General features: G+C 39.3%; 17 protein-coding genes. 13 read left to right on the forward strand and 4 right to left on the reverse strand.

Features of this window, described 5'->3' with window-relative positions; translation table 11 throughout:
• Window positions 1-2 precede the first annotated feature (2 nt).
• The 6 genes from JKG61_RS19655 (at window position 3) to JKG61_RS19680 (ending at window position 12,043) form a co-directional block, all read left to right on the forward strand.
• Window positions 3-2,516 carry a family 20 glycosylhydrolase gene (locus tag JKG61_RS19655; RefSeq protein ID WP_202104705.1) on the forward strand — a complete coding sequence of 838 codons (2,514 nt, stop codon included), beginning with the start codon at window positions 3-5 and terminating at the stop codon, window positions 2,514-2,516.
• A gap of 282 nt (window positions 2,517-2,798) precedes the next feature.
• Entirely contained in the window at window positions 2,799-3,383 is a 585-nt protein-coding gene (locus JKG61_RS19660; RefSeq protein ID WP_202104706.1) for an RNA polymerase sigma factor, read from the forward strand.
• Between the two features lie 76 nt (window positions 3,384-3,459).
• A complete protein-coding gene (locus JKG61_RS19665; RefSeq protein WP_202104708.1) occupies window positions 3,460-4,611 on the forward strand; it encodes a FecR family protein in 1,152 nt (383 codons plus the stop codon).
• Between the two features lie 130 nt (window positions 4,612-4,741).
• Entirely contained in the window at window positions 4,742-8,089 is a 3,348-nt protein-coding gene (locus tag JKG61_RS19670; RefSeq protein ID WP_202104710.1) for a SusC/RagA family TonB-linked outer membrane protein, read from the forward strand.
• 11 nt (window positions 8,090-8,100) lie between these two features.
• The gene (locus JKG61_RS19675) at window positions 8,101-9,462 is read left to right on the forward strand and encodes a RagB/SusD family nutrient uptake outer membrane protein (RefSeq protein ID WP_202104711.1); all 1,362 of its coding nucleotides are present in this window, start codon (window positions 8,101-8,103) and stop codon (window positions 9,460-9,462) included.
• Window positions 9,452-12,043: an alpha/beta hydrolase family protein gene (locus JKG61_RS19680; protein WP_202104713.1), complete on the forward strand. Its 2,592-nt coding sequence runs from the start codon at window positions 9,452-9,454 to the stop codon at window positions 12,041-12,043. Before JKG61_RS19675 ends, JKG61_RS19680 begins: the two co-directional genes overlap by 11 nt.
• Window positions 12,044-12,227: 184 nt before the next feature.
• Here JKG61_RS19680 and tnpC read toward each other — a convergent pair whose 3' ends face one another.
• Genes tnpC through tnpA form a run of 3 tightly spaced genes read right to left on the reverse strand, consistent with a single transcriptional unit; the run spans window position 12,228 to window position 14,413 of the window.
• Window positions 12,228-13,745 carry an IS66 family transposase gene (gene tnpC / locus JKG61_RS19685; protein WP_202104714.1) on the reverse strand — a complete coding sequence of 506 codons (1,518 nt, stop codon included), beginning with the start codon at window positions 13,743-13,745 and terminating at the stop codon, window positions 12,228-12,230.
• 48 nt (window positions 13,746-13,793) lie between these two features.
• Window positions 13,794-14,132, reverse strand: a complete 339-nt coding sequence (gene tnpB, locus JKG61_RS19690; protein ID WP_262896217.1) for an IS66 family insertion sequence element accessory protein TnpB — start codon at window positions 14,130-14,132, stop codon at window positions 13,794-13,796.
• Complete coding sequence (gene tnpA / locus JKG61_RS19695; RefSeq protein WP_237249552.1) at window positions 14,132-14,413, reverse strand: IS66 family insertion sequence element accessory protein TnpA; 282 nt, start codon at window positions 14,411-14,413, stop codon at window positions 14,132-14,134. The genes tnpB and tnpA overlap by 1 nt, the downstream gene beginning before the upstream one ends.
• A gap of 126 nt (window positions 14,414-14,539) precedes the next feature.
• On the opposite strand from tnpA, the gene JKG61_RS19700 reads away from it, so the two are divergent.
• From JKG61_RS19700 to JKG61_RS19730, 7 genes are all read left to right on the forward strand, one after another.
• A complete protein-coding gene (locus tag JKG61_RS19700; RefSeq protein WP_202104716.1) occupies window positions 14,540-15,136 on the forward strand; it encodes an RNA polymerase sigma factor in 597 nt (198 codons plus the stop codon).
• Window positions 15,137-15,214: 78 nt separating this feature from the next.
• On the forward strand, window positions 15,215-16,378 hold the full coding sequence (locus JKG61_RS19705) for a FecR family protein (RefSeq protein WP_202104717.1): 1,164 nt from the start codon (window positions 15,215-15,217) through the stop codon (window positions 16,376-16,378).
• A 137-nt stretch (window positions 16,379-16,515) separates the two neighbouring features.
• On the forward strand, window positions 16,516-19,863 hold the full coding sequence (locus tag JKG61_RS19710) for a SusC/RagA family TonB-linked outer membrane protein (protein WP_202104719.1): 3,348 nt from the start codon (window positions 16,516-16,518) through the stop codon (window positions 19,861-19,863).
• Window positions 19,864-19,891: 28 nt separating this feature from the next.
• The gene (locus JKG61_RS19715; RefSeq protein ID WP_202104720.1) at window positions 19,892-21,277 is read left to right on the forward strand and encodes a RagB/SusD family nutrient uptake outer membrane protein; all 1,386 of its coding nucleotides are present in this window, start codon (window positions 19,892-19,894) and stop codon (window positions 21,275-21,277) included.
• Window positions 21,264-21,779 (forward strand): hypothetical protein, encoded by a 516-nt coding sequence (locus tag JKG61_RS19720; protein WP_202104721.1) that lies wholly within the window; start codon window positions 21,264-21,266, stop codon window positions 21,777-21,779. Before JKG61_RS19715 ends, JKG61_RS19720 begins: the two co-directional genes overlap by 14 nt.
• Window positions 21,776-23,221, forward strand: a complete 1,446-nt coding sequence (locus JKG61_RS19725) for an FG-GAP repeat domain-containing protein (RefSeq protein ID WP_202104722.1) — start codon at window positions 21,776-21,778, stop codon at window positions 23,219-23,221. The genes JKG61_RS19720 and JKG61_RS19725 overlap by 4 nt, the downstream gene beginning before the upstream one ends.
• Window positions 23,199-24,521 (forward strand): TlpA family protein disulfide reductase, encoded by a 1,323-nt coding sequence (locus tag JKG61_RS19730; RefSeq protein ID WP_202104724.1) that lies wholly within the window; start codon window positions 23,199-23,201, stop codon window positions 24,519-24,521. The genes JKG61_RS19725 and JKG61_RS19730 overlap by 23 nt, the downstream gene beginning before the upstream one ends.
• Before the next feature lie 112 nt (window positions 24,522-24,633).
• Here JKG61_RS19730 and JKG61_RS19735 read toward each other — a convergent pair whose 3' ends face one another.
• Complete coding sequence (locus tag JKG61_RS19735) at window positions 24,634-24,894, reverse strand: hypothetical protein (RefSeq protein WP_202104732.1); 261 nt, start codon at window positions 24,892-24,894, stop codon at window positions 24,634-24,636.
• Window positions 24,895-24,902: the final 8 nt, after the last annotated feature.

Below are 24,902 nucleotides of genomic sequence, written 5' to 3' on the forward strand. Positions count from 1 at the left end.
ATATGAAGATAATAAAAGCTATTATATGCTGTTTGCTGTGTTCTTTTGTAGTGTATCCGGCTCTTGCACAGTCAGCAAAAATTAACTTGGAGTGGGAGCTCCTGACCAATCTTCCACAATCTAGCTTTAAATCGGAAGCCGAATTCAGGATACATAACAAAGGTGAGGAGCTTACAGATAAGAACTGGACTATCTTTTTTTCGATGGCACCTATTGCTGTTGGTATTTTAGACTCCAGTTCGCTGTTGGGCGTGGAGCATATAAACGGAGATTGGTATAGGCTATACCCTAAGAAAGGTTTTCGCCTATCACCTGGCCAAACAGCTCGGATTCATTATGGCAATAATAAACACATCACCAAGGAAGTCTTGGCACCAATGGGGCCTTATATGGTACGCTACGACGACGGTGGAAAGGAGCTTGGTATAGCCGATATTGCACAATATCATTTGGTTCCATTTACCCGCGACGAGCAACTGGTAAGAGGTACAGCAGAAGGCTACGGTCCCTTTTCCTTGGAAAGAGTTTATAACGAAAACAAAGATTTAACTGATATTCCAAAAGACCAGCTTATTCCCATTATTCCTACACCTCATGCTTATACCCGACATGATGGAATATTGCTTCTTGATGGGAACTGGAATATGAAGCATGCTAAGGAATTGCAGTTTGAAGCTGATTACCTCAGGGATAAGACGGCAGAGCTTCGCCCTGGTCTTAAGAAAAGGAGTCAACAAGGGCCTCTAATCCAGTTGAGCATCGATACTAAAGTCCTAGAAGGACACAAAGAAGGATATTCGTTGACGATAGATGCTACTGGTGTGCAGATAAAAGGGACAAATACAACAGGTGTGTTTTACGGTGTGCAGAGTTTACTTTCCCTGATCGCATCCTCTCCTATGAAAGATGGGCTTTTATCCCTTTCGCATGTCAGTATCTTAGATAAACCAAGGTTGGACTTTCGTAGTCTGCACCTGGATGTAGCACGTAATTTCCAACGTAAAGAAACAGTTTTAAAAACCATCGATATATTGGCACATTATAAGCTTAATAATCTATTACTCTATACGTCCGAAGATGAGGGGTGGCGTATTGAGATTCCTGGATTGCCGGAGTTGACCGAAATTGGAAGCCAGCGCTTACACCCAACGAATGGGGTCGAGTCGAAGGGTGTGATGCCAGCCTATGGCTCCGGCGCTTATGCTACTGACAAGAACTCGGGGTCGGGTTTTTATTCACGTAACGAGTTTATCGAAATTCTAAAATACGCCAAAGCTAGACACATTAATGTGATACCGGAGCTTAATTTTCCGGGGCATGCCCGTGCTGCTATTATAGCTATGGAAAACCGTTATCAGAAGTACATGAAGTTGGGTGATCAGCACAAAGCGGAAGAATACCGGCTTTTGGATCCCAATGATAAGTCAGACTATTTAAGTCCGCAATATTTTAAAGATAATACGGTTAGTATTGGTCGTGAATCGTCTTATCGCTTTTATGAAAAAATAATCGATGAATTTACATCTATGTATAAAGAGGCTGGCTTGAAATTAGAGAAGATTCACGCCGGAGGAGATGAGGTGGCACAAAAGGCATGGAGCCAATCTCCTGAAGTACAAAACTGGGCGGCCGATAGAAACGTGAAAAATGATTTTTTATCGCTTCAGGCTGCGTTTTTCAAGGAGCTTGTGCATCGTATGGAAAAAAAAGGTCTTGAAGTGCACGGTTGGGAAGAAGTTGTTATCGAGCATGAGGATAAAAAGTACTTTCCAAACCCCACTTTTGTAGGGAAAAAGGTCGTTCCTTATATCTGGAACAACGAGTACTCTTATCCCGATATGGGCTATAAGCTTGCCAACATGGGCTACGATGTCATTTTGTGTAACGTGACCAATCTCTATTTTGATCTGGCATACAATAACGATCCAAAAACACCGGGTCTACTTTGGGCAGGTTTCGTGGATACCAAAAAAGCTTTTTCTTTTGCTCCCTATCATTTTCAAAACTCTACCTTGATCAATCGTTTTGGAAAGGATGTATTCCATGATAGTTCTCCTACTTTTGAGCGGCTTAAAGATGAGGCAAAAGGACGTATACGTGGGGTGCAGGCCCAGATGTGGGCTGAGACCATATTGAGTGCCGAAATGTTAGAATCCTATCTGCTGCCAAAATTGATCGGATTTGCGGAGATGGCATGGTCCAAAGAGCGTGCTTGGGAATCGCAGGAAGGTCGAGCGGAACGGATTAGGGCTATTGACAAGGATTGGAACAGCTTTGCCAATCGCATTGCAAAATTTGAACTTCCCATACTTTCACACTGGAATCAGGGCTATAATTTTTGGATGCCACCGATAGGGAGGCAATCAAGCCATGGTCGGGTTGCTGCCAATATTTGTTTTCCTGGAATGACTATACGCTATACAACAGATGGTAGCCCTGTTACTCCGAGGTCTCCCCGATACACTGGTCCGATACCCGATACAGGCAACGTTCTATTTAAGGCTTTTGTAAATTGAAGCCAGATTATGGACGTTAGAGGTCAACTAGAAAGCCTAGAATTTTTCCTAACGGAAACGTTCTAGGTTTTTGTGCATTGTGGGGATCAATGCAAGTTTGGCCTATTTTGCTAAGAAACACCATTCATTAGAACAAATAATTGATTTTTGCTATATTTAGCGGCAGATTTCAATTGTTGACTAAGTTATAAACTCCGATTTCCATTTGTATAGTAGGAGCAAGCCCTTGTTTTTATTAGTAAGCAGAGCCTATAACTTGCGAAGTAAAATTGTGATAACGCGATGGAGTATAGTACAGGAGCTAAGGACGGAGAGCAAGAGATGCTCAGCAAATTTCATAGAAAAGATAAAGCAGCATTCGGACAGGTGTTTGTAACCTATTATTCGGGCATGTGCCTGTTTGCCGAAGGCTACGTGGGTAGAGAATATGCCGAAGATATCGCTAATGACGTGTTTCTACGACTGTACCAAAGTGATGCTACATTTCAGGATATGTCCCACCTCAAAGCCTACCTCTACCGTGCGGTAAAGCATAGCTGTTTCGATCTGCTCAAAACACACAGTAACGCCGGAGAGAGACAGCGCCATTTTGTGGAAGAGAGGGAGATTGCCGAACCGGCCTATCTTTCCCATATCATGCAGACAGAGGCTATCCGTATCCTGCATCAGGCTTTAAGCGGTCTTCCCGAACAGACTGCCCAGGTGATCAGACTCACCTACCTGGAGGGCATGAGCAATCAGGAAGCGGCCGACGAATTAGGGATCTCCATCAATACCATAAAAACCCACAAGCAGCGGGGACTCCAAAAGTTGAGACAGGTCCTTCCTAAAGATCATTTTACGATACTGCTGATGTTTTTCTTCTAAGTAGATATTTTTTTGCATTCCTTGTCATCCCTTTTTCCGTTGGCGTCGTTTGATATACAAATACGAGCGCTAGATTATGGATTATAAGGAAGAATATGCAGCTATTAAACTGGGCGAACTGTTTGCTAAAGAAATACAGGGACAATTGTCCGAAGAAGAGGCTGTACTGTTAAGAGATATGTTGGATCGGTCTCCAATATACCGACAGGCGTATGAATCACTTCAGCAAGAGGAAAGACAGTACCTGTTAAAGAGAATAGAGCAGTATGATGCTTCTGCTGCGTTGGCGTCTGTACTCGCAAGAGCGGAACAGCCCGCAATCAAAAGAAGAATCCGCACGCTGTGGTATGCCGCAGCTTCGGTTATTCTCTTGGTTTCGATAGCGACAGTTACGTATTTCCAGTTGCAAGAAGACCCCTCCAGAGAGCGTACGCTTGTACAGAATGCGGCAGACATACCTCCAGGCAAGAACAGGGCTTATATAACCCTGGCAGATGGCCGACAGATCACCTTGGACAGCGGCCAGAATACGGTTGAAAATAAAGAAGGTGTACTGGTATACGGCAATGGTGAGCAGGTATTGACAGCGGCTGAAACCACCTATGCAACGATCAGTACACCCGTCGGGGGGCAATATCAGATTACACTTCCCGACGGTACCAAGGCATGGCTCAATGCGGCTTCGTCTCTTAAATACCCGACACATTTTTCCGAAAGCCAACGCAAGGTGGCGGTCGAAGGGGAGGTCTATTTTGAGGTTGTCAGCGATAAGCATAAGCCATTCATAGTACAGTCCGAGGGACAGTATATCGAAGTATTGGGGACGGCATTCAATATCCGCAACTATGGTGATCACAGTATCACCACGCTGGTGCATGGCAAGATTGCATTGGTCAACAGCTTCGACCATAAAGTACACATACTGCATCCAGGTGATCAGGCGCGCTCTGACGGTACGTCTATCACGACAAGCAGGGTAGAGGCGACCGATTTTGTAGCCTGGAAAGACGGGCTCATCGTCAACAGTGATGCGACACTCGAGGAGACCTGTTACGAACTGGAGCGTTGGTACGACGTCAGGTTTGTATTCCCCAAAGGATTTAAAAATAAGGAAAAGGCCATGAACAGCCTTAATAAGAACGAAATGCTCTCATCGGTACTGGCTGCACTGCAGCATACCTACCAAGTCCAGTTTGAGATCAGCGGGAAGGAGGTAATCGTGAGGTAAATAGACTTTTCAGTTGTTTAGTTCTCCGATATAAAAAAACCGTCCTATGCTAGTAACATCAGGACGGCCATAGTCGGACAATTAATAAGGATTTTCGTACAGTATTAATAAACCAACAATAACAAAAATAATGAATACAACCATTTATACCAATGGTATGGACGCGTATTGGAAAAAAAATAAGATACCCGTCCATATGTCCATCGGTAATCTTATCATAATGAAACTATTAATCGTATATGTTTTCGTTTTTTGCTGCAGCAGCTTTGCCAGCGTACACGGGCAGAAATTAAGCCTTGAAGTAAAAAACGCAAGATTCCAGGATGTGGCGTTAGCCATACGCAAGCAGACGGGATATTCCTTTTCCATCAGTAACCGGTATCTGGCTCACGCGCAGCCCATCACCCTGAGAGTGACTGATACCGAACTGGGGGATGTATTGACCGAGATCTTTAGGAGCCAGCCTTTTGGATATGCTATTAGCGGTAAGATCATTGCGGTGGTCGATAAAGCAGAAGTACCAGTACAGCAGCAACAGCCCATCCGTGGCCGTGTCACCAATGAAAAGGGAGAGCCCTTGGCCGGAGCATCGATCTATGTACTGGACGGCAATAAGCAACGCACAGCCAAACAGACCAATACCGATACCAACGGTAATTTTGAACTGAAAGATGTAGCCGAAGGCCAGCTTATAGAGATATCCTACCTTGGCCACCGATCCCTACAGCGTCCTGTTAAAGCACAGTTGGGAACTATAGTACTACCACTGATCAATGCCGAGGTCGAGGAGATCGTGGTCAACGCCGGTTACTACACCGTAAAGGATCGGGAACGTACCGGAAGTATCGCTCGGGTGACCGCTAAGGATATCGAGTTTCAACCCGTAATCAATCCATTGCAAGCCATTCAAGGGCGAATGGCAGGGGTAAGCATCACGCAGAACACAGGTGTTCCAGGTGGCGGATTTGATATACAGATCCGTGGTAGGAATAGTTTGAGGGATTATAAAAATAGCAATACAAATGCAAATACTCCTTTATATGTTATTGATGGAGTTGTAATTCCAACTAGCAATTTAAGAAATTCCCCTCTTGCACGAACTATACTACCTTATAATGAAACCAATATCTTAAATTCTCTTAATCCTTCAGATATACAAAGCATTGAGGTGTTAAAAGATGCAGATGCTACAGCTATTTATGGTTCGCGAGGTGCAAATGGCGTAGTGCTGATTACAACTAAGAAAAACAAATCAGATAATGGATCTGTTACTCTTTCCACTTCTACTTCTTTAAGCAAAGTGGCTAGTGAAATGAAGCTTTTAAATACAGAGCAGTTTAATCAAATGCGAGACCAAGCGTTTATAAATGATGAGATTACTACCTTTCCTTCTGATGCACTAGATATAAATGGAACTTGGAATCGAGATAGATACACCGATTGGCAAAAAGAACTCATAGGTGGGACAGCTAAGTCACAAAATGTACAGGTAGGAGTTAGTGCCGGAAGTGAAACTACTCACTTTACAGCTTCTGCGAATTACAACAATCAAACAACTGTCTTTCCAACAGATAAAGGCTATAAGAGAAATACGTTTTTAATCAATGTTAATCACAATAGTAAGGACGGAAGATTTCAGTTAAACTCATCAACGAACTATTCTATTCAAAAAAACAATCTAATTGCTACTGACTTAACGTCTCAGGCTCTAATTTTATCTCCTAATGCGCCAAGTCTGTACAATGTTGATGGAAGTTTAAATTGGGGGTTTGTAGGAGATACAAATCCAATTTCATCAATGTTCGAAACATATCAAAATGACAATAGCAATCTTGTATTAAATCTTGATCTTAGTTATGAGTTTTTAAAAAATATGTATTTAAAATTAAATACAGGATATAATAAATCTAATACAGAAGAAAATAGACTAACTCCCCATACCATTCATAACCCTGCTAAAGGTTATACTTCAGAACAATCTAAAGCTGAGAACACTATTAGAGATAATAAATCTTACATTTTAGAACCTCAAATAAACTACGTTTTTAACCTTGATAAATTCTCTATAAACTCTCTTGTTGGAATAACATACCAAGAAAGTAATACATCTGCTTTATACTTAACCGGATCTAATTTTCAAACCAACGACTTTTTATCCAATATATCGGCAGCAAAAACAACAATAATAAATCAGTCTGCCAATCTACAATATAAATATGTAGCCCTTTTTGGTAGGTTAAACCTAAATTATAACAGTAAGTATTTATTTAACCTCACTGCAAGACGTGACGGCTCTTCAAGGTTTGGTGACAACAATAAATTTGGAAACTTCGCAGCTGTAGGTGCTGCTTGGGTATTTTCTAAAGAAAACTTCTTTGAAGATACTTCATGGCTTAGCTTTGGAAAATTGAGAGCTAGCTACGGTACATCTGGGAATGACAATATTGGAGACTATCAGTATTTAGATACTTACACCCTTAATCCCAATAATTACAACGAAATAACAGGTCTTACTCCTTCAAGACTTTACAATCCAAATTTTAGTTGGGAGAAAACTAAAAAGTTAGAGACCGCTATTGAAATTGCCTTATTTAATGACAGATTGCAGTTTGAACTTGCTCACTATAGAAATAGATCTTCTAATCAGCTGGTGGGTATTCCCTTACCAGCAACTACTGGTTTTCCTTCTATACAAGACAACCTCCCTGCTACGGTTGAAAACAAAGGTTGGGAATTCAGTTTAAACTCACAAAATATCAAATCTAAAGATTTCTCTTGGACAAGTAACTTTAATATATCTTTTCCTAAAAACACATTACTTTCTTTTCCTAATCTAGAAGCTTCTACCTATGCCGATCAGTTCATTGTTGGAAAAAGTACCAGTATAAAAAAATCATACAACTTTGAAGGCATAGATCCATTAACAGGTCAATACATCTTTACAGATTATAATAAGGATGGAAGTATTACTCCAGGATTTGATAGGCAAAATATACAGGAGATAAAAACTCAATATCATGGAGGGATTCAAAATACGCTTTATTATAAGAATTTTAGTCTTGATTTTCTATTTCAATTTGTTAAACAGACCAATTATAATTTCAATTACGACATCACTGTTCCTGGTTCAATTTATAATCAGCCAATCGAGGTATTAAATAGCTGGACACATGCAAGCCCAAATAGTCAATACGGATATTTCTCTAGTGGATATAATTCTGTTATGCTCAACAGTATAAATCTATTTAAAAGTAGTAATATGGCCATTGGAGATGCCTCTTACATAAGATTAAAAAATGTATCTCTATCCTATTTACTTACATTACCTAAAGCTAGGTTAAACTCTGTTCGATTTTATTTTCAAGGGCAAAATCTTTGGACAATCACAAATTACTATGGCCTAGATCCTGAACTTGTTCTAACCCGTTATTTACCTCCCCTAAAAACATATGCTTTTGGTGTTCAATTAGCTTTCTAAATCTACTAATTATGAAAAATATATTCTGTTCAAGTCTGTTACTTATAGCTATACTATTGTTCCAATCCTGTGATGACACAATTGAGATTGATCTTCCAACAGATCAAATAGCTAGCCCGAATGTTTTTAAAGACAAGCAAAGTGCTACATCTGCTCTATCTGAACTTTATATCAACCTTAGAGAAACTTCTTTATTTACTGGAAAAAGTCAAGGTATTGGTTCTACTCTAGGCGTATACACAGATGAACTAACTCCTACTTATTTACCACCTACATCAGATACCTTCTTTATTTTTCACAACTCTTTAGATCCAACTAGATTTATAATCTCAACTTTATGGAATAACTCTTATTCTCATATCTATGCTATTAATTCTTTTATTAGTGGTATTACTAATTCTAATGGGACTACAAGTGAAGAGAAAGAACAGTTTTTGGCCCAAGCTTATGTCTTAAGAGCGATGTATTATCAACTCCTTATTCAAATCTTTGGAGATATTCCCTATACAACCTCCACTGATTACAAGGCTAATACTAAAATTGTAAAAACACCTGTCTCTGAAGTTTTAGAACTGATTAAACAGGACCTACTAAAAGCCATAGAGACTCTTTCTTATAGTGACAATTCCTCTAATAAATATTATCCAAACAAAGCTGTAATAGAACTTATCCTAGCCAAGAATTATTTGCTCCAAAAAAAATACGAAAAAGCAGAGTTCTATTCTAAACTAGTGATGGATAATCCTCTTTATAATATGGAGACAGACCTATCTAAAGTATTTAAAAAATCGGCTAAAAGTACGATTTGGCAATTGGCTAATACCACAGCTGTTGCTGCTACCTATGAGGCCAGAAACTATGTTCTTTTCACTAGTAATTCCGGTGATATCTTAAGTAATACTCTACTTAACTGTTTTGATAATCATGACCTTAGAAAGCAACTTTGGACTAAAGAATTTCAAAGTACAGGTAAAATTCATGCTTATAAATACCAAAATAGAACAACAAATTCAGATGAATGCTCAATTCTTTTTAGAGTAGAAGAAGCTTACTTTATTTTAGCTGAAGCCCTTATCTATCAAAATAAAGAAAAAGAAGCTATTGTCTACTTAAATGCAATAAGACTAAGAGCAGGTCTTCTGGCGTTACCTAATACTCTAGACAGAGAACAAACTCTACTTGCTATGCTTAAAGAAAGTCAAAAAGAATTTTTCCTAGAACATGGTAGACGCTTTTTTGATCTTAAAAGAAACAATAAACTGTCTCTTTTAAAGGTCTCTAAACCTAACTGGCAAGGCAAAAACGCCCTTTTTCCTTACCCTGATAAAGAAATACTTATTAACCCTAATTTAAAACCTCAAAATGACTACTAAATCCTTAAGATTTATCTACAGTTTTATACTTATTTTATTAGATTTTACTTGTTATAGTCAGACTATAAAAGACAGTGTACATTATAGTTTACTATATAACAATTTGCTCTCTTCAAGTGGAAAGTTTTCCACTATTAAAAATAATTTTTTATTTGATTCTGAAAAAAACAGCATTTTCATTTTTAATAACAATGGAAAATTACTTTTAACAAAACAAACAAATAATAAATATGAAGTTCTTAAAAATGATTTTCTTATTGGAATCAATCCAACTAAAACAGAAATTGAAATCCTTGATCCCAATACTAATAAATCAAAGAAAATCTCTAATGTAAAAGAGGTAGAAGTAATCAATAATTACAACGTTATTTTTTACTTTGATACAAAAACTGAAAGCTATAAACTAATTAAGGTTCTTTCTTCTGGAATTAAAGAAATTTGGAATATCCCTCAAACTCTTATAAACTTTACTAGTATAAGTAATGATAAAAAACACCTACTTATTCAATATAGCAATCTTACTAAAGGAACTGAATTAATTAATCTGGAAAATTTTAAAAAGACTACAAACACAAGTATTACTGATTTCATTAAAAGTGTTATTTGGGATAAAAAACTACCTGTTGTATTTTTAAGTCCTAATCAAAAACACACTAACAACTTTCCATACTTAACTTTTTTTAACTACGACACTAATCTAGTTAAAAAGCAGGATTTAGATTCAACTATATCTTACAGTTATCCCGAGGCAATCAATGAGTATAGTTTTAAAATAGTGCAATACTATAATTTAGTAAAAAAGCCATATGACACTGAAAAATTACAACTCTGGACTACAAAAGATACAGAATTAGCAACTACTATCGCTTATCCTAGAATAAAAGAAATAAAAACTGATGGTCATATTATTTTTAACTACAAAGACAAAAAAGTCTACCAACCTGATGCTTTAAATCAGTACATATCAATTCCTTTAAATGAGAATATACTTTTAGTTTATGATCCAAATCAATATATCGATTATATAAATTCAGATCGTGCAAGACCAAGAGACATTAGTATCTATGATATTAAAGAAGATAAGTTTACATTAATTACAAAAGCTCAACAAAACCCTTTTAATACTACTAGTTTATCTTCAAAGACAAACTACTTTGTCTATATTAAAAAAGGACTAATGTATTTTTATAACATAGAGCAAAGAGCTCTAGAAAACACCTTTAATTTAAAAGAAGATAGAACAAAATCGAACGTTTATATAAGTAGGTTAAGATACTGGTCTGAAGATGGAAAATACTTTTATTTTGCTTCAGATAATAACTTTATGCAATACGATATTAAAAGCAAAACATTTAAAGTGTTAATTGATGGTGGCAATACAAGTTATCGCTATAAAATTCTTAACACTCTAGCGTCACCCTCATATAATCAAACTAGTCAAATACCATCAAATATGATCCTAGACAATAGGAAGCTCTTAATTGAAAGATATAATATCAAAGAGAGTACTAGTTCTATTTTATTACTTGAAGGGAATAAACGGGTTTTTATAATAAATAATACAAATGATCAAATCAAAAATGTAAAATATGGTGATAATTTTAAAACAATTACTTACTCATTAGAGAACTTCAATAAACCTGCAACTCTATATGTATATCATAATGGTATAACCAAGCTTCTTTTAGAAAACTCTATGCCTAAGGAACTTTATACTTGGAAAAAACAAAAGATAGTAGCATATAAGGATAAGTATAACAATGATTTAAAAGGAATACTGTTTTACCCAAAAGACTTTGATCCAAACAAAAAATATCCAATGCTTACTCACACCTACGAAATTCAAAACTATCTAGCTAAGGATTTTACCTACCCAACTTATTTTGATCATATCGGCTTTAATATGGAACTATATTTAGAAAAAGGTTACTTTGTTTTTTTTCCTGATGTATTTACAACTAAACAAGGCCCTGGGATATCTGCTTTAAACTGTGTAGAGGAAAGTATAAAAAAAGTATTACAAGAAGAAAAAGCTATTAATAAAGACAAACTAGGTCTTATGGGACATTCCTTTGGAGGTTATACCACTAATTTCATTGTAAGTCAAACTAATCTGTTTAAAGCAGCTGTCAGTGGATCTGGAGTTGCTGATTTTATAAGTCACTATTTCTCCTATAATTATAATTACAGATCCCCCGGTTACTTCCAGTTTGAAACAGGACAGTTAAATATGCTAAAGCCTTTTAAAGAAGATAAAGAGTTATACTTTTTAAATTCTCCTCTTTTCTATGCTGAAAATATTAATACGCCTCTTCTTTCTTTTACTGGAAAAGAAGATAAAGTAATAAGTTCCAAACAGCAAGAGACACTTTTTATGGCAATGCTGAGATACAAAAAGCCTTTTATCTCACTAATGTATGAAGATGAGGGTCATTACTTAATGAAGCCTGAAAATCAATTAGATCTGACCAAACGATTACTCAATTGGTTTGATTACTATTTAAAAAATGCAGATAATAAAGAAACTCGTTGGATAAAATACAATACTACTTTTGATCCTGAAAGAATGCTTGAAAACTAAAAGCAATTTCAACTTCATCACCGCTTGTTCAGAGCCGAATGCACCCTTAGATTTCGTGGTTTTACGGATCTGTCGGTGCATTCCTTCAATAGGATTAGTCTTCTCGTTATAAAGACCTTGCATAGCTTCCTCTTTGAAGCGTTCAAAACGGCGAAGTCGCCTTGAATCGTATCCGGCCTATGAACTACAGGTCCGCTGATTTTTTGAAGTTCTGAGGATATAGCTCTTTAAGATTTTTGTGGTTTATGGACATGATATTTTCCAGTGTATGTTTTAACCACTGAAATGGGTTTACCTCATGCTTTTTGCAGATCGCAAAAAAAGAGTATATCATTGCTGCACGTTGTGCTGCTTCATGGCTTCCGGCAAAGAGGTAGTTTTTTCGTCCCAGGGCAACCGGGCGAATAGCGTTCTCCACAAGATTATTGTCAATAAGCAGCCTTCCATCATACAGGTATGCTGATAGTGCATCCCATCTGGCGTATGCATACGCCATAGCTTTACCGATCTGACTTTTAGGGAGTGTGCTTTTTATCTCTTCAAAGATCCATTTGCCCAGCTCGTTGATAACAGGTAAGGATTCGGTCAATCGAAGTTCTTTGGTCTGCTCTGCGCTTAGATTTTCCTGTTTGGCTTTCCGTTCAATGGCATAAAGCTTCTGGATCATTAGCAATGCTTTTTCCGTTCTTTCTTTATCGTTATCCAGTGCTTTCTCAAACTCACGCCGTGCATGTGCCCAGCAAGCTAGATGTGTTACTTCTTTCTTTTTAGCATACTTGTCATAGACTGCATAGCCGTCTGTCTGGAGATAACCTTTGAAGTTACCAAGCATGGGTACAGCGGCAATACCTCCACGGGTAGGGCTATAATCAAATAATACGGTTCTCTCCAATGGAGCATGGTATACCCAATAGTAGCCCTGATGGGTAGCGCCTTTTTTATCGCTATCCAGTACTTTTATCGGTGTTTCGTCTACCTGTAAGTAGCCCTGTACTTTAGTGTCAAAGACGAGTTTTTCATACAATGGTTCCAGTTTTTCTAGCGCTTGTTTGGTCCATCCTTCGATCGTTGAGGAGGCTATCTGTATGTTTTCCCTTGCAAAGATCTGTTTTTGTCGGTATAGCGGAAGGTGATCCATATACTTAGCGGTCAGGATCATCGCTAACAGGCTAGCGCCAGGGATTCCTTTGTCTATTACACGCTCAGGAAGCTCGGCAATGGCTACGGCTGATTTATCTTTGGCCGCATATTTATAACGGATGTAACGTTTGATATAGAACTTGGCAGGCTCGCATTCCAATTCTTCGGTAATTTCCTTGCCGATACAGACCATTTGGGATAGATCACCTTCGGGATGGATTTCAATCTCTTCCACAGGAAGATGTGCAGGCAATTTAGCACGTCCTTTATGGTTGGGACGTTTACGTATATACTCGATCTTTTCTTTGATTTCCTCCTGTTGCTGAACAACTTTGGCCGGCTCTGCTTCAAAGGGGAGCATGGTCTGAGCAGGATCGCTTTCAAAGCGCTCACGCTTCTGTCCGAACTGCATACGCTTGTACATGGCAAGCTGTGACTTTAGGTAATCTATCTCTTCGTCTTTTTTTGAGGTATCTTGAGAAAGGGACTTTATCTTTTCATCACGGCTGGAAATGACCTTGAGAAGGTCCTCTTTAGAGAGATTTTCCAGCGCTTTTTCCATAGTGTAAATATACGGAAAAAGCGGCTTTTATCCTACAATAAACCGCTTTTAAGTCAAAGAAAAACGTCTTTTTTGAATGCTTTTTACGACCTGTATGCCTTCAACCATCAGTACCAGATCACTCCAGGACAACTCGTGGTTTTTTGTGTGTGGAGCCAGAAAAGTTCCGCTTTCCAAACGTTTGTAATACAAAACAAAGCCACCCTTCTCCCAATGTAACAGCTTCACGTGCGTACGGCTACGGTTTAGGAACACGAACACCTCTCCACTGGTAGCCTGCCGTTGCATACCTGAACTGATCAGTCCACAAAGTCCATCAAAAGACTTCCTCATGTCGCAAAAACCATCATAAAGATAAAACCTATGCGATGAGCCTAGCGCAAACATCAGTACAAACGAATCAATTGAGAGAGAAGCCCAAGGTCATTTTCTACCTTTATACGTACACCATTGGGATAGATAATTTCAATATCACTGTTTTTACTGGCTTTATCGATGGTTAAAAAGCCAACAGCGGACTTATCGCTTTCTTTAATTCGGGAAATCCAATAATAAAATTTGGCTTCATTGATCCCATGTTCAGCACAATATGCCTTCTTACTTTTTCCGCTCTGCTGCCAGTCTGCTATCATCGATAGCATATATTTTCTTTTTTCTTGAATGCTCATGCAACAAAGATCGAAACTAGATACCCCTTATAAAATATGTACTTGGTCGGACGGATACCTTGAATCTATGTCGTCCATTTTAAACTCAAATTCCCGATATTCCATCAGTCTCTGTATATTAGCGCCATGGCTACTAACCAGCGACCAGATGAAGACGTATTGATCCCCGGCCTATGGGATGGAGATGACCGTGTATTTCAACAGATTATCAAAGACTTTCTGCAGCCACTGCGTTACTACGCTTGGACCTTTGTCAAGATAAAAGAAGTCGCAGAAGAGATAGCCTACGATGCCTTTGTAAAGCTATGGCAGGAGCGTAGCCGGTTTCAAAGCGATCTGCAGGTAAAACGTTTCCTATATGTCGTCACCAAAAACAAGTGCCTGGATCATCTGAAATCAGCCGATACCCGTTTTCGTCAGGTATTGGACGATACTGTCGAGATCCCCATTGCAGATATCGATCTGGAGGCAAAGGTAATACAGACCGAGCTCATGCAGGCTATTTATACCGAGATCAATAATCTTCCCCACAAGCAAGCTACCGTATTTCGATTGAGTTATTTAGAAGGGATGAGTGTGGAAGAGATCAGTATACAACTGGGGATATCCATCAATGCCGTATACCTCAACAAGTCTCTGGCAGGCAAGACCCTGCAACGTATTTTTAAGGACAAAGGAGATTGGTTGTATGTGCTATTCCTCCTTCAGTTTGGAGACTTCTGAACGATTTTAAAAAAATATTAAATTTTCATTACAGATTTTCCCGTCAAGCTCGTATAGATTATAAAATAGAACGACCGTATGGCTATCGAACAGGAAAAAATTGTCTTACTGATCCGGAAATATCAGGATGAAAGCATCACAGCAGAAGAGACGCTGTTGTTGAGGGAGTGGCTGGTACAGGATAAGGAAAACACCGATTTACTGACACAGATAAAGGATGAGTCCTGGCTACGGGCGCAGCTCGAAGGTTACCATAGCTTAGCCTCCGAAGATCTGGAGCGTGAATCATCGCGAATGGCACAACAGATCGCTGGCCGTCAAGTTGCCAAGGTACGGCCTATTTGGATCCGCTATGCCGTAGCTTCTATGGCACTGATTGCCCTTTCGATCGGCCTGTATTTTTATAACCCGAGTACTTTATCCGAGAATGAGACCTTGGCCCTTGTTGAGGCTGAGCGTATTCCACAGCCCGGAGGAAATAAAGCCACTTTGATGATAGACGGTGGCGAGACCATAGCGCTGAGCGAAGCGCACTCTGGCCTTATAGTCGCAGGCAAGATGGCCTACGAAGATGGATCTGCGATAGCGGCAACAGCGACATCCTTTGCTACGCTCAATACCCCAAGAGGAGGGCAATATAGTATCACCTTGCCAGATGGCACGAAAGTACGGCTTAATGCTTCCTCATCATTACGGTATCCGGTGCGGTTCGATGGAGCCGAGCGCAGAGTGGTACTTACCGGAGAGGCTTTCTTCGAAGTCGCACACGATGCACGACAGCCTTTCATTGTAGAGACCGCATTACAACGCTTACAGGTGTTAGGTACGGTGTTCAATATTAATGCTTATACCGACGAAAAGCAGATCGCGACAACGCTGATCCAAGGTAAGGTCGCCGTGAGCAGAGCCGCATCCGGAGCAGTCTCCACCATTTTATCACCAGGTCAGCAGAGCTTGTTGGATTCGAAGCGTCTTGATGTTATCGATGTAGATGCTGCAGAAGCCATAGCCTGGAAAGACGGCAAGTTTATATTCAACAATTCAGATATACATACCGTGATGCGGCAGATAGCCCGTTGGTACGATATAGAGGTGCAGTATATGGACGATGTATCAGCTGTTACCTTTAGCGGGTCATTGTCACGGTCGGCACCGATATCCGCTATACTGGAAGACCTCGAATTGACACAAAGTATAACGTTTAATATGGAAGGAAGGAGGGTTGTCGTGCGAAAGAGATAGAAAAAGTATAGGAGTTTAGTTTGCCTGATAAAAAAAGGAAGCCGGCAGTGTTGACGCACCACCGGCACAGTCAGGTAAAACAATAATAAATAGTTTCGAAGTATTAACAGTTTTTTTAACCTAACAAGACCAAATATATGAATAATAATCATGATGCAGCTTGCATGATGCATCTCTCTAATGAAACTATAAGGTATTGGATTATGCGGATACAGTTGATTACGCTTTTTATCGTGTTGCTGCTGGGGCAGCTGAACGCCAGCTCGAGTTATGGCCAGAAAGTAACGATCGAAGCCAAACGGCAATCTTTAGAAAGGGTGCTCAAAGAGATCAAGAAGCAGTCCGGCTTTGATCTCATATACAATCCCTCCGTATTTGATAAACTTGCGGAGTCCGTCACCGTCAGTAGCAGCCATACCGACTTGCAGTATGTGCTGTCCGATATTTTTAAAAAGCAGAGCAAGCTCGAGTTTCTCCTAAATGGGAAAACTATTATTGTACGGCCCAGAGGTGCCTCCAAGCAGGATGTTGAGGAGAGTACGCTGTCTGTACAACAGCCCATCCGGGGCCGTGTCACCAATGAAAAGGGAGAACCCCTGGCCGGAGCATCGATCTATGTACTGGATGGCAATAAGCAACGGACATCCAAGCAGACTAATACCGATACCAACGGTAATTTTGAACTGAAGGATGTAGCCGAAGGCCAGCTTATAGAGATATCCTACCTTGGTCATCGATCCCTACAGCGTCATGCTAAAGCACAGATGGGAACCATAGTACTACCATTGATCAATGCTGAGGTCGAGGAGATCGTGGTCAATGCGGGATACTACACCGTAAAGGATCGCGAACGTACGGGGAGCATTGCTCGGGTGACCGCTAAGGATATCGAGTTTCAACCCGTAATCAATCCATTGCAAGCCATTCAAGGACGAATGGCAGGAGTAAGCATCACGCAGAAATCCGGTATACCAGGAGCCGGATTTGATATTCAAATTAGGGGGCGTAATAGCTTGCGTACCAAGACACCAACGCAAGAAGATGGTAATACACCACTTTATATAGTTGACGGAGTGCCTATTTCAGCTGTAAGTGTTGGAGACTATAGTTTCACTCAAATTAACCCAGGTGGTGATATTAATCCCTTGAGTGCTATTAACCATACTGATATTGAGAGTATAGAAATATTAAAAGATGCCGATGCTACGGCTATTTATGGCTCTCGAGGGGCTAATGGTGTTGTTCTAATTACGACAAAGAGGGGAGTGTCGGGAAAAACCAAGTTTACCGTTACTTCTTCTTATGCAGGAAGTAAAATTGCCCGTAAAATGAAATTGATGAACCTCGGGGAATATATGGAGATGAGGGAAGAATTTAAAGCAAATACTGGTATTACCTATATGGATATCGATGGCACATGGGATGTAACCCGTGAAACCGATTGGCAAGATGAACTGATAGGAGGAACTGCTATAAGTAAGAATTTGGGAATGAGTGTGTCAGGAGGAAATGAGTATACTAGTTTTTTGATTAGTGCGAACCGTAACAATGAGACGACGGTGTATCCGATCAGCGACGGTTACAAGCGAAATAATTTGTCAACAAACATTAGTCATAAAAGCAAGGATGAAAGGTTTCAATTAACGTCAACGGTTAGTTACTCTGTCCAAAAGTCTGATTTCATTAATACAGATCTCACCAGAGAGGCTATAGTGCTTCCCCCAAATGCACCGTCTTTATATAATAGTGATGGAACGTTAAACTGGACTGATTACTCGTCGAATAGAGTAAATCCATTAGCTAGTTCTGAAGCAACCTATCATAGCAACAATAGAAATCTGGTTTTAAATGGTACGTTAAGTTACAACTTGATCGATAACATATTTTTAAAACTCAACGCAGGTATTACAAATACAGCCTTTGAAGAGAGTAGATACGAACCAAACACAATGTACAATCCGGTTTTAGTGAGATACCAAAGCCCTAACTCATCTACGTCAGCAAAGGCACGTAATGATGCCTATTCGTACCTTGTTGAGCCGCAGGTGACCTGGAACAAAAGCTTCGGTATACAACGTCTTGAGGCGCTGGTTGGAGGGACGTACGAAGAGCGGAACAATAGTACGTTAAAAATTTCTGGTTCAGGATTTACTTCCAATGCGTTGATTACGAATATTGGTGCCGCTAAGTCTAAAGGTATTAGCAGCGTTGGCGGCAACCCTTATAAATATGCCGCTTTATTTGCGAGGTTGAATTATGTTTACGATTCAAAGTACATTGTCAACATTACAGGACGTCGCGATGGGTCAAGTCGGTTTGGCGATAACAATAAGTTCGGCAATTTTGGTGCACTAGGAGGGGCTTGGCTTTTTTCCAAGGAACGATTTCTGCAGGAACAATCTTGGTTGACTTTTGGAAAACTTAGAGCATCGTTTGGAGTAACAGGAAGCGACAATACAGGAGATTATCAGTACATAGACACATACGATCTATCCACCGCTGTCTACGATGACATTGTAGGGCTATTGCCAAGCAAATTGTTTAATCCTGATTTCGGCTGGGAAAAAACGACAAAAGCCGAAGCCGCAATCGAATTAGGACTGTTTAACGATAGGATAAATACGTCGATCGCCTACTATAATAATCGATCTTCTAATCAATTGGTAGGGATTCCTCTCCCTGCAACCACAGGTTTTCCTAGTATTTCTGGAAATCTACCAGCTACAGTCCAAAACTCAGGCTGGGAATTGGTTGTTTCTTCTACGAATATAAAGAACAAAGGATTTAGATGGGAATCAAGCTTTAATATCTCTGCTAATAGAAATAAACTGGTGTCTTTTCCAGATCTAGAAGGATCAACGTATGCCAACACTTATATGGTAGGTAAATCAACAAGTATAAGTAGACGCTATAAGTATTTGGGTATTGATCAAGATTCAAAAGCTTACAAATTTCAAGACTTTAATAACGACGGAAAGATAACTGCTGCTGAAGATAGGAAAGTAATTTTAGACCTATACCCAAAGTTTTACGGGGGAGTACAGAATTCCTTGGTTTTTAATAAGGTAAGCCTCGATATTCTGCTTCATTTTGTAAAGCAGAAAGGCGCTAATCCACTATTTGGAAGTGCTTCTATGGGAGGACCTCAGAATAAACCTAAAGAAATGACAGATAGATGGACGCCTGACAATCCTAATGCAAAATATACCATTACTGCGTTTACCCCAGAAATTCGGGAATCGATAACTTTTATGGAGTATAGCGATAGGTCGGTAACTGATGCGTCTTTTTTAAGGATTAAGAACATTTCATTGGCCTATCAGTTCAAATTTCCTAATCTAAAGGTTGAAGCACTGAAGCTATATGTTCAAGGTCAGAATTTATGGACTTTTACAAATTTCATGGGTTTAGACCCAGAAAATCTATCAAGTATCGTATTGCCTCCGCTTCGTACTTTCTCTTTTGGTGTACAGTTGATTTTGTAAGGTTATGTTGTTAAATAAGATATTAATCATGAATAAATATATCCAGTTTTATATAGGTACTCTCTTACTTATATTATTTGCCTCATGCGAGACAATCGTTGAAGTAGGACTTCCTGATAATAAGATTCAAGCTGAAACGGTTTTTGAAGATATAAATACCGCTAGATCCGTGCTGGCAGGAGCGTATACGAATTTAAGAGATCAATCGTTACTTTCCGGCGAACGAAACAGCGTGGGATATTTACTTTCGTTATATACAGATGAATTGGCGATCTCCTATGATCCTCAGGGGACATCGGTTATATTCGATATTCACAATAATACGTTGTTGCCGATCAACGATAGGGTCCAAAGTATTTGGACAAGTTCATACAGTCATATTTATGTTATTAACTCATTGATATTAGGTTTAGAGCATAGCGAAAAACTTCCGGTTAGCGAAAAGTCCTCTTTGTTAGGCGAATCATATCTATTACGTTCGCTATACTATTATTATTTGACGAATCTTTTTGGTGATATTCCATTGGTAACAACATTAGATTATCAAATTAATACGAAAATTAAAAAAACAAAACATATTGATGTATTGAAGTTTGTAGAGGAGGATTTGTTGAAAAGTTTAGAGCTGTTAAAATATGAGTATAGAAATGCTGAACGTGTTTTTCCAAACAAAGCCGTCGTTGAGCTCATGCTTGCTAAGACGTATTTGTTGATGAATAGAAATGAAGAAGCAGCAACTGTAAGTAAGAAAGTGATAGACAACCCACTTTACCTATTTGAGCCAGATCTTAAAAAAGTATTTAAGAAAACTTCTCTAGGGACACTCTGGCAGTATAACTTAAACAATAACAGAGGGGCTACAGGAGAAGCATTGAATTATACATGGTTTACCCTTCCTCCTAGCTCTGCTATGATGACTGAAAGCTTGCTGTCTTCTTTTTCAGCTACTGATTCAAGAAAGATAGAATGGGTTAAAACGGATAAATTAAACGGACAATCATGGTCCCACCCGCACAAATATAAAAATGCGGATCGAAACAGTGTCAATCCAGACGAGAATTCTATTTTGTTTCGTATTGAAGAAGCCTATTTTATCTATGCAGAAGCGCTAGCCAATCTAGACCGTGTTTCTGATGCTATTCCTTTCATTAACAAAACGAGACAACGCGCAGGATTACAGCTATTACCTACTGATTTAACCAAAGAAGAGTTTGTCGGAGAGATGCTTGAAGAGGCAAAAAGAGAGTTTTTTACAGAGCACGGGCATCGTTTTTTTGATCTTAAAAGGAATAATAAACTCAATATACTGGAAAAAACTAAGCCGAATTGGGAGGCTAAACACGCACTTTTTCCATATCCAGAAAAGGAAATACTTCTAAATCCTAATCTTTTACCGAACAATGAAGGCTATTAATTATTTTTTGACGCTGCTACTGATTTTTACCTGCTTTTACGACGGACAATCTCAAGATCAGGCAATTGATTATCGGCTTTCTTGGACGCATTCTGTTCATCTGGGCGATACTGTGTCTATTGTGGTAACTGTTGACATAAGCGACGGTTATTATATTTATCCTCCAGGGTATTTTGATGAATCAGGAGGCGCTCCAACGCAACTTCTGTTTACTTCTCAAAAAAACAATCATCTGGAGCTTATTGGGACGTCAAAAATGTTTGATGCTACAGGTCATGAAATAGCCAATAGAGCAACAGGAAAAGGGATTAAAGTTATTCAGCTGTTTAAGTATCAAAGCGAATCTAAAAAGAATCACTTAGTGATCGAGGGAGATTTTACTTACCAGTTGTGTAATGAAGAATTTTGCCATGCTCCAGTCAGTGAACCATTAACTTGTAAAGTTTTACTGAGATCAAAAAAAGAGAACAAGAAACAACCATTAAAAACGAAGAAAACATGATAGTAAGAATAATAACAACGATCGTAATTTTATTAGCAATAAACTATAGTAACTTGATAGCACAACGCTATCATCGTGCAGCTGATCCTGCTGTTTTTGACAAACTGGTTTCAGCATATATTCCTGGCGCACCTAAGTTAGGAAAACCTATTCTTATAGAAAATGAATTGGGGCCAGTAGCTGCATATGGTATGGGGTGGGCTGCACCATTATTATACGATGTAGATGGAGATGGATTAGAAGACCTAGTTATTGGTGAGTTTGGCAGTGGGGCAGGTACTATAGGAATGAATATTGGAAATCTGTTGCGCGTGTATCGCAATATAGGTTCTAAAGAAGAACCTGTATATAGCAATACTAGCTATTTTATGCCTTATTCTAGAAAATTCGTCGGACTTGGTGCAGCGCCAATGTCTGTTAACAACTGGTGTTGTATGGCATTTACGCCTCGGCTTGTGGATTTAGATGGCGACGGTGTAAAAGATTTAGCTGCGGGTGTATATCATCCGGGTGATGTAATCTGGTTTAAAAGACAAGAGGACGGTTTTGATCTTGGGAAAATAATTCCTCAATTTGGACAACATGGAAAGAAAAACTTTTCCTCTTCTCAAAAACCTGCTGACATGACTTCTGACGATGATTTGTATTGGTATTATTCTGTCGCTGATTTTGCTGATATTGACGGCGATGGAAAGCCAGATGCTATCTTTGGAGGAAGTTCGCTTCGCTATGCGCTGAATACAGGTGATGGTGAAAAACCAGCATTAGGTGTTCGTACAGTATTACGTGATGAACAAGGTGAACCATTACATGTTTTGGATGTTAATAATTTCGCAGATAAAAAAAAATTAGAACATAAGCTAAGTCAAGGTTATCTTGGTAGTTCAATGGTTCCTTTAGTTGTAGACTGGGATAATGATGGAGTCGAAGATCTGTTGGTAACAAATCAATATGTTGGACCGGGCTACCACTTGGTCACTTTTTTTAAAGGAGTCAGAAAGAATGGAAAACTTTCTTTCCTAAAGGGGGTTCCTTTGTTCGAACCACAAGGTTCAGACAAGCTGATGCCTGGATCTTGGCCGGTATTAGCCGTCGGAGATTGGAACAACGATGGGGTCAAAGATCTTCTTATTGGAGTGAGTGTTACTACGAAATACGATCGATACGACCATGATCTGTCATGGAGCTGGGAGACACATGTAAACACAGGGAAAATGAATCCGGGTTTTTCATTAGGTAAGGAGTCTAGCTCGATGGATAGAATAGCGGAGACTATTATTAGAGCTGATAGCGTGATGCGTGCAGATAACTTGACGAATAATGATATTGCAAATAAAAGGTTTATCGATCCTATAAACGAGTATAGGCGAAACTTCGTGGATTTTGGAATGGAAACAGTGGCTCATAAAGGCTATGTGTATGTCTTATTGGGAGAGAAATAGAAAAGATATGCGTCGATTTTTAGTTTTCCTATCTATGGTGGTCCCATTTTGCTATATGCCGATTTATGGACAATCCATTACGGAAAATAAAATAGTGAACGATAGTTTACAGGCTGATCTGGATTGGAAACTTTTAGGGGAAAACAGTACTGTCTTTACACGAAGCCCTGAGGAGTACAAAAGGTATGAGGTAGGGACAGTATTTTATCAAAAGTTTTTTGAGGACAGCATTTCCATAACCCGAATGCAAAGAGCGGAGGATTTCTTACGCAAGTATCCAGATGACAGGAGAAGGAAGCAAGCTATAATCGAACTGATCCAAGCCAATCCACGCTTTTACTCCAAAAGTCAAGTTGACAATAAGGAAGAATTGTCCAATAGCAGTGGCGTGGAAAGGTCGTTAAAGTATTCTCGCATTCTCCGTTCACTACAGCTGGATCACCAGGCTGAAAAGAAATGGCTGGATGAAACAGATGGTTATATAAAAGAACTGATGGAACATGCTACGACTCAGGAAGAAAAAGAAGAAGCGGGTTTTTTATTGATTTTAAGAGATTTTAATCGGGCTATAGCCGTTTTTAGAGAGATAGGTCCCGTAAATTCTAGCGAGCTAGAGTCTGACTACTGGAGTTCGGTGTCGTGTTATTACTGGGATAGCTTACTTAACAGATGGTTGAGGCATATCAAATCGTTTCCCAACATTGCTTTGGTAGAACCTCGAACGGTCAACCTGCTGTCGGTATTAAGCTCATTTGCTCCAAAACTAGTTTCTGAATATTGGAGAATTATTTTTGAAACGACCGAAGGTAGGTCAGAAATAGGTATGGTTGGGCTTAATAGGTATGCGCAGGATTTCTTGGAAGTAAATGCTGCAAAGGCCAAAAGAGAAGTCAGTATAGACTTTTTATCCATGGCTGATGGTAAGGAAATAAACCTAGCTGATATGCGGGGTAAGGTTGTATTGGTCGATTTTTGGGCTACCTGGTGCAAACCATGTGTACAAGAGTTACCGAAGCTCGTAGATCTTTATGAAAAGTATCATGACAAGGGATTTGAGGTAATAGGGATTTGCTTAGACGATGAATCCGCGCGAGACCGGGCCATCAAAGTGTTGGAAGAGAATGGCGCAAGATGGCCTCAGAGATTTCAAGGGGTTGGATTTTCGTCGGATGCATATGTATCACTCTATGGAATTTCCTCTCTACCGACAGTATGGCTGATTGACAAAAATGGAAAGGTGGTCGACTGGAATGCCAGAGGAGAAAAATTAGAAAATCTTATACTTCAAAACTTGAAATAGGAATAAGGATGTAAGTGCCAAGGACTTCAATCTGACAGTTTTTGATTGTTTAGATTAGTCATTCAAAAACAGCAATGTTTTTGTAAAACCTGAAGATGCAATTTGTTGCTTATTACCTTACATGGGGTAAGCAACAAATTGCATTTTTCAATCTCACCATTAGCTTATCAATTGCCTGCTCCATGACCCACATAATCGACTTGTTGCCATCCCATAAAGTGACTACCGCGATAATAGATCCAACTCCTACGCCAGATTGCGTAATCGTCTGTGTTGTATTGTTGACTGTTTCTTGTCCAAAGACCAATGCGGTTAATGACAGAAAGAAGAGGGTAATACCTGCATAAATTGCATCCGTAGTTTCAATCTCCAAATATAGGG

Source organism: Sphingobacterium faecale (assembly GCF_016746095.1).
GTDB classification, from domain to species: Bacteria; Bacteroidota; Bacteroidia; order Sphingobacteriales; family Sphingobacteriaceae; genus Sphingobacterium; species Sphingobacterium faecale.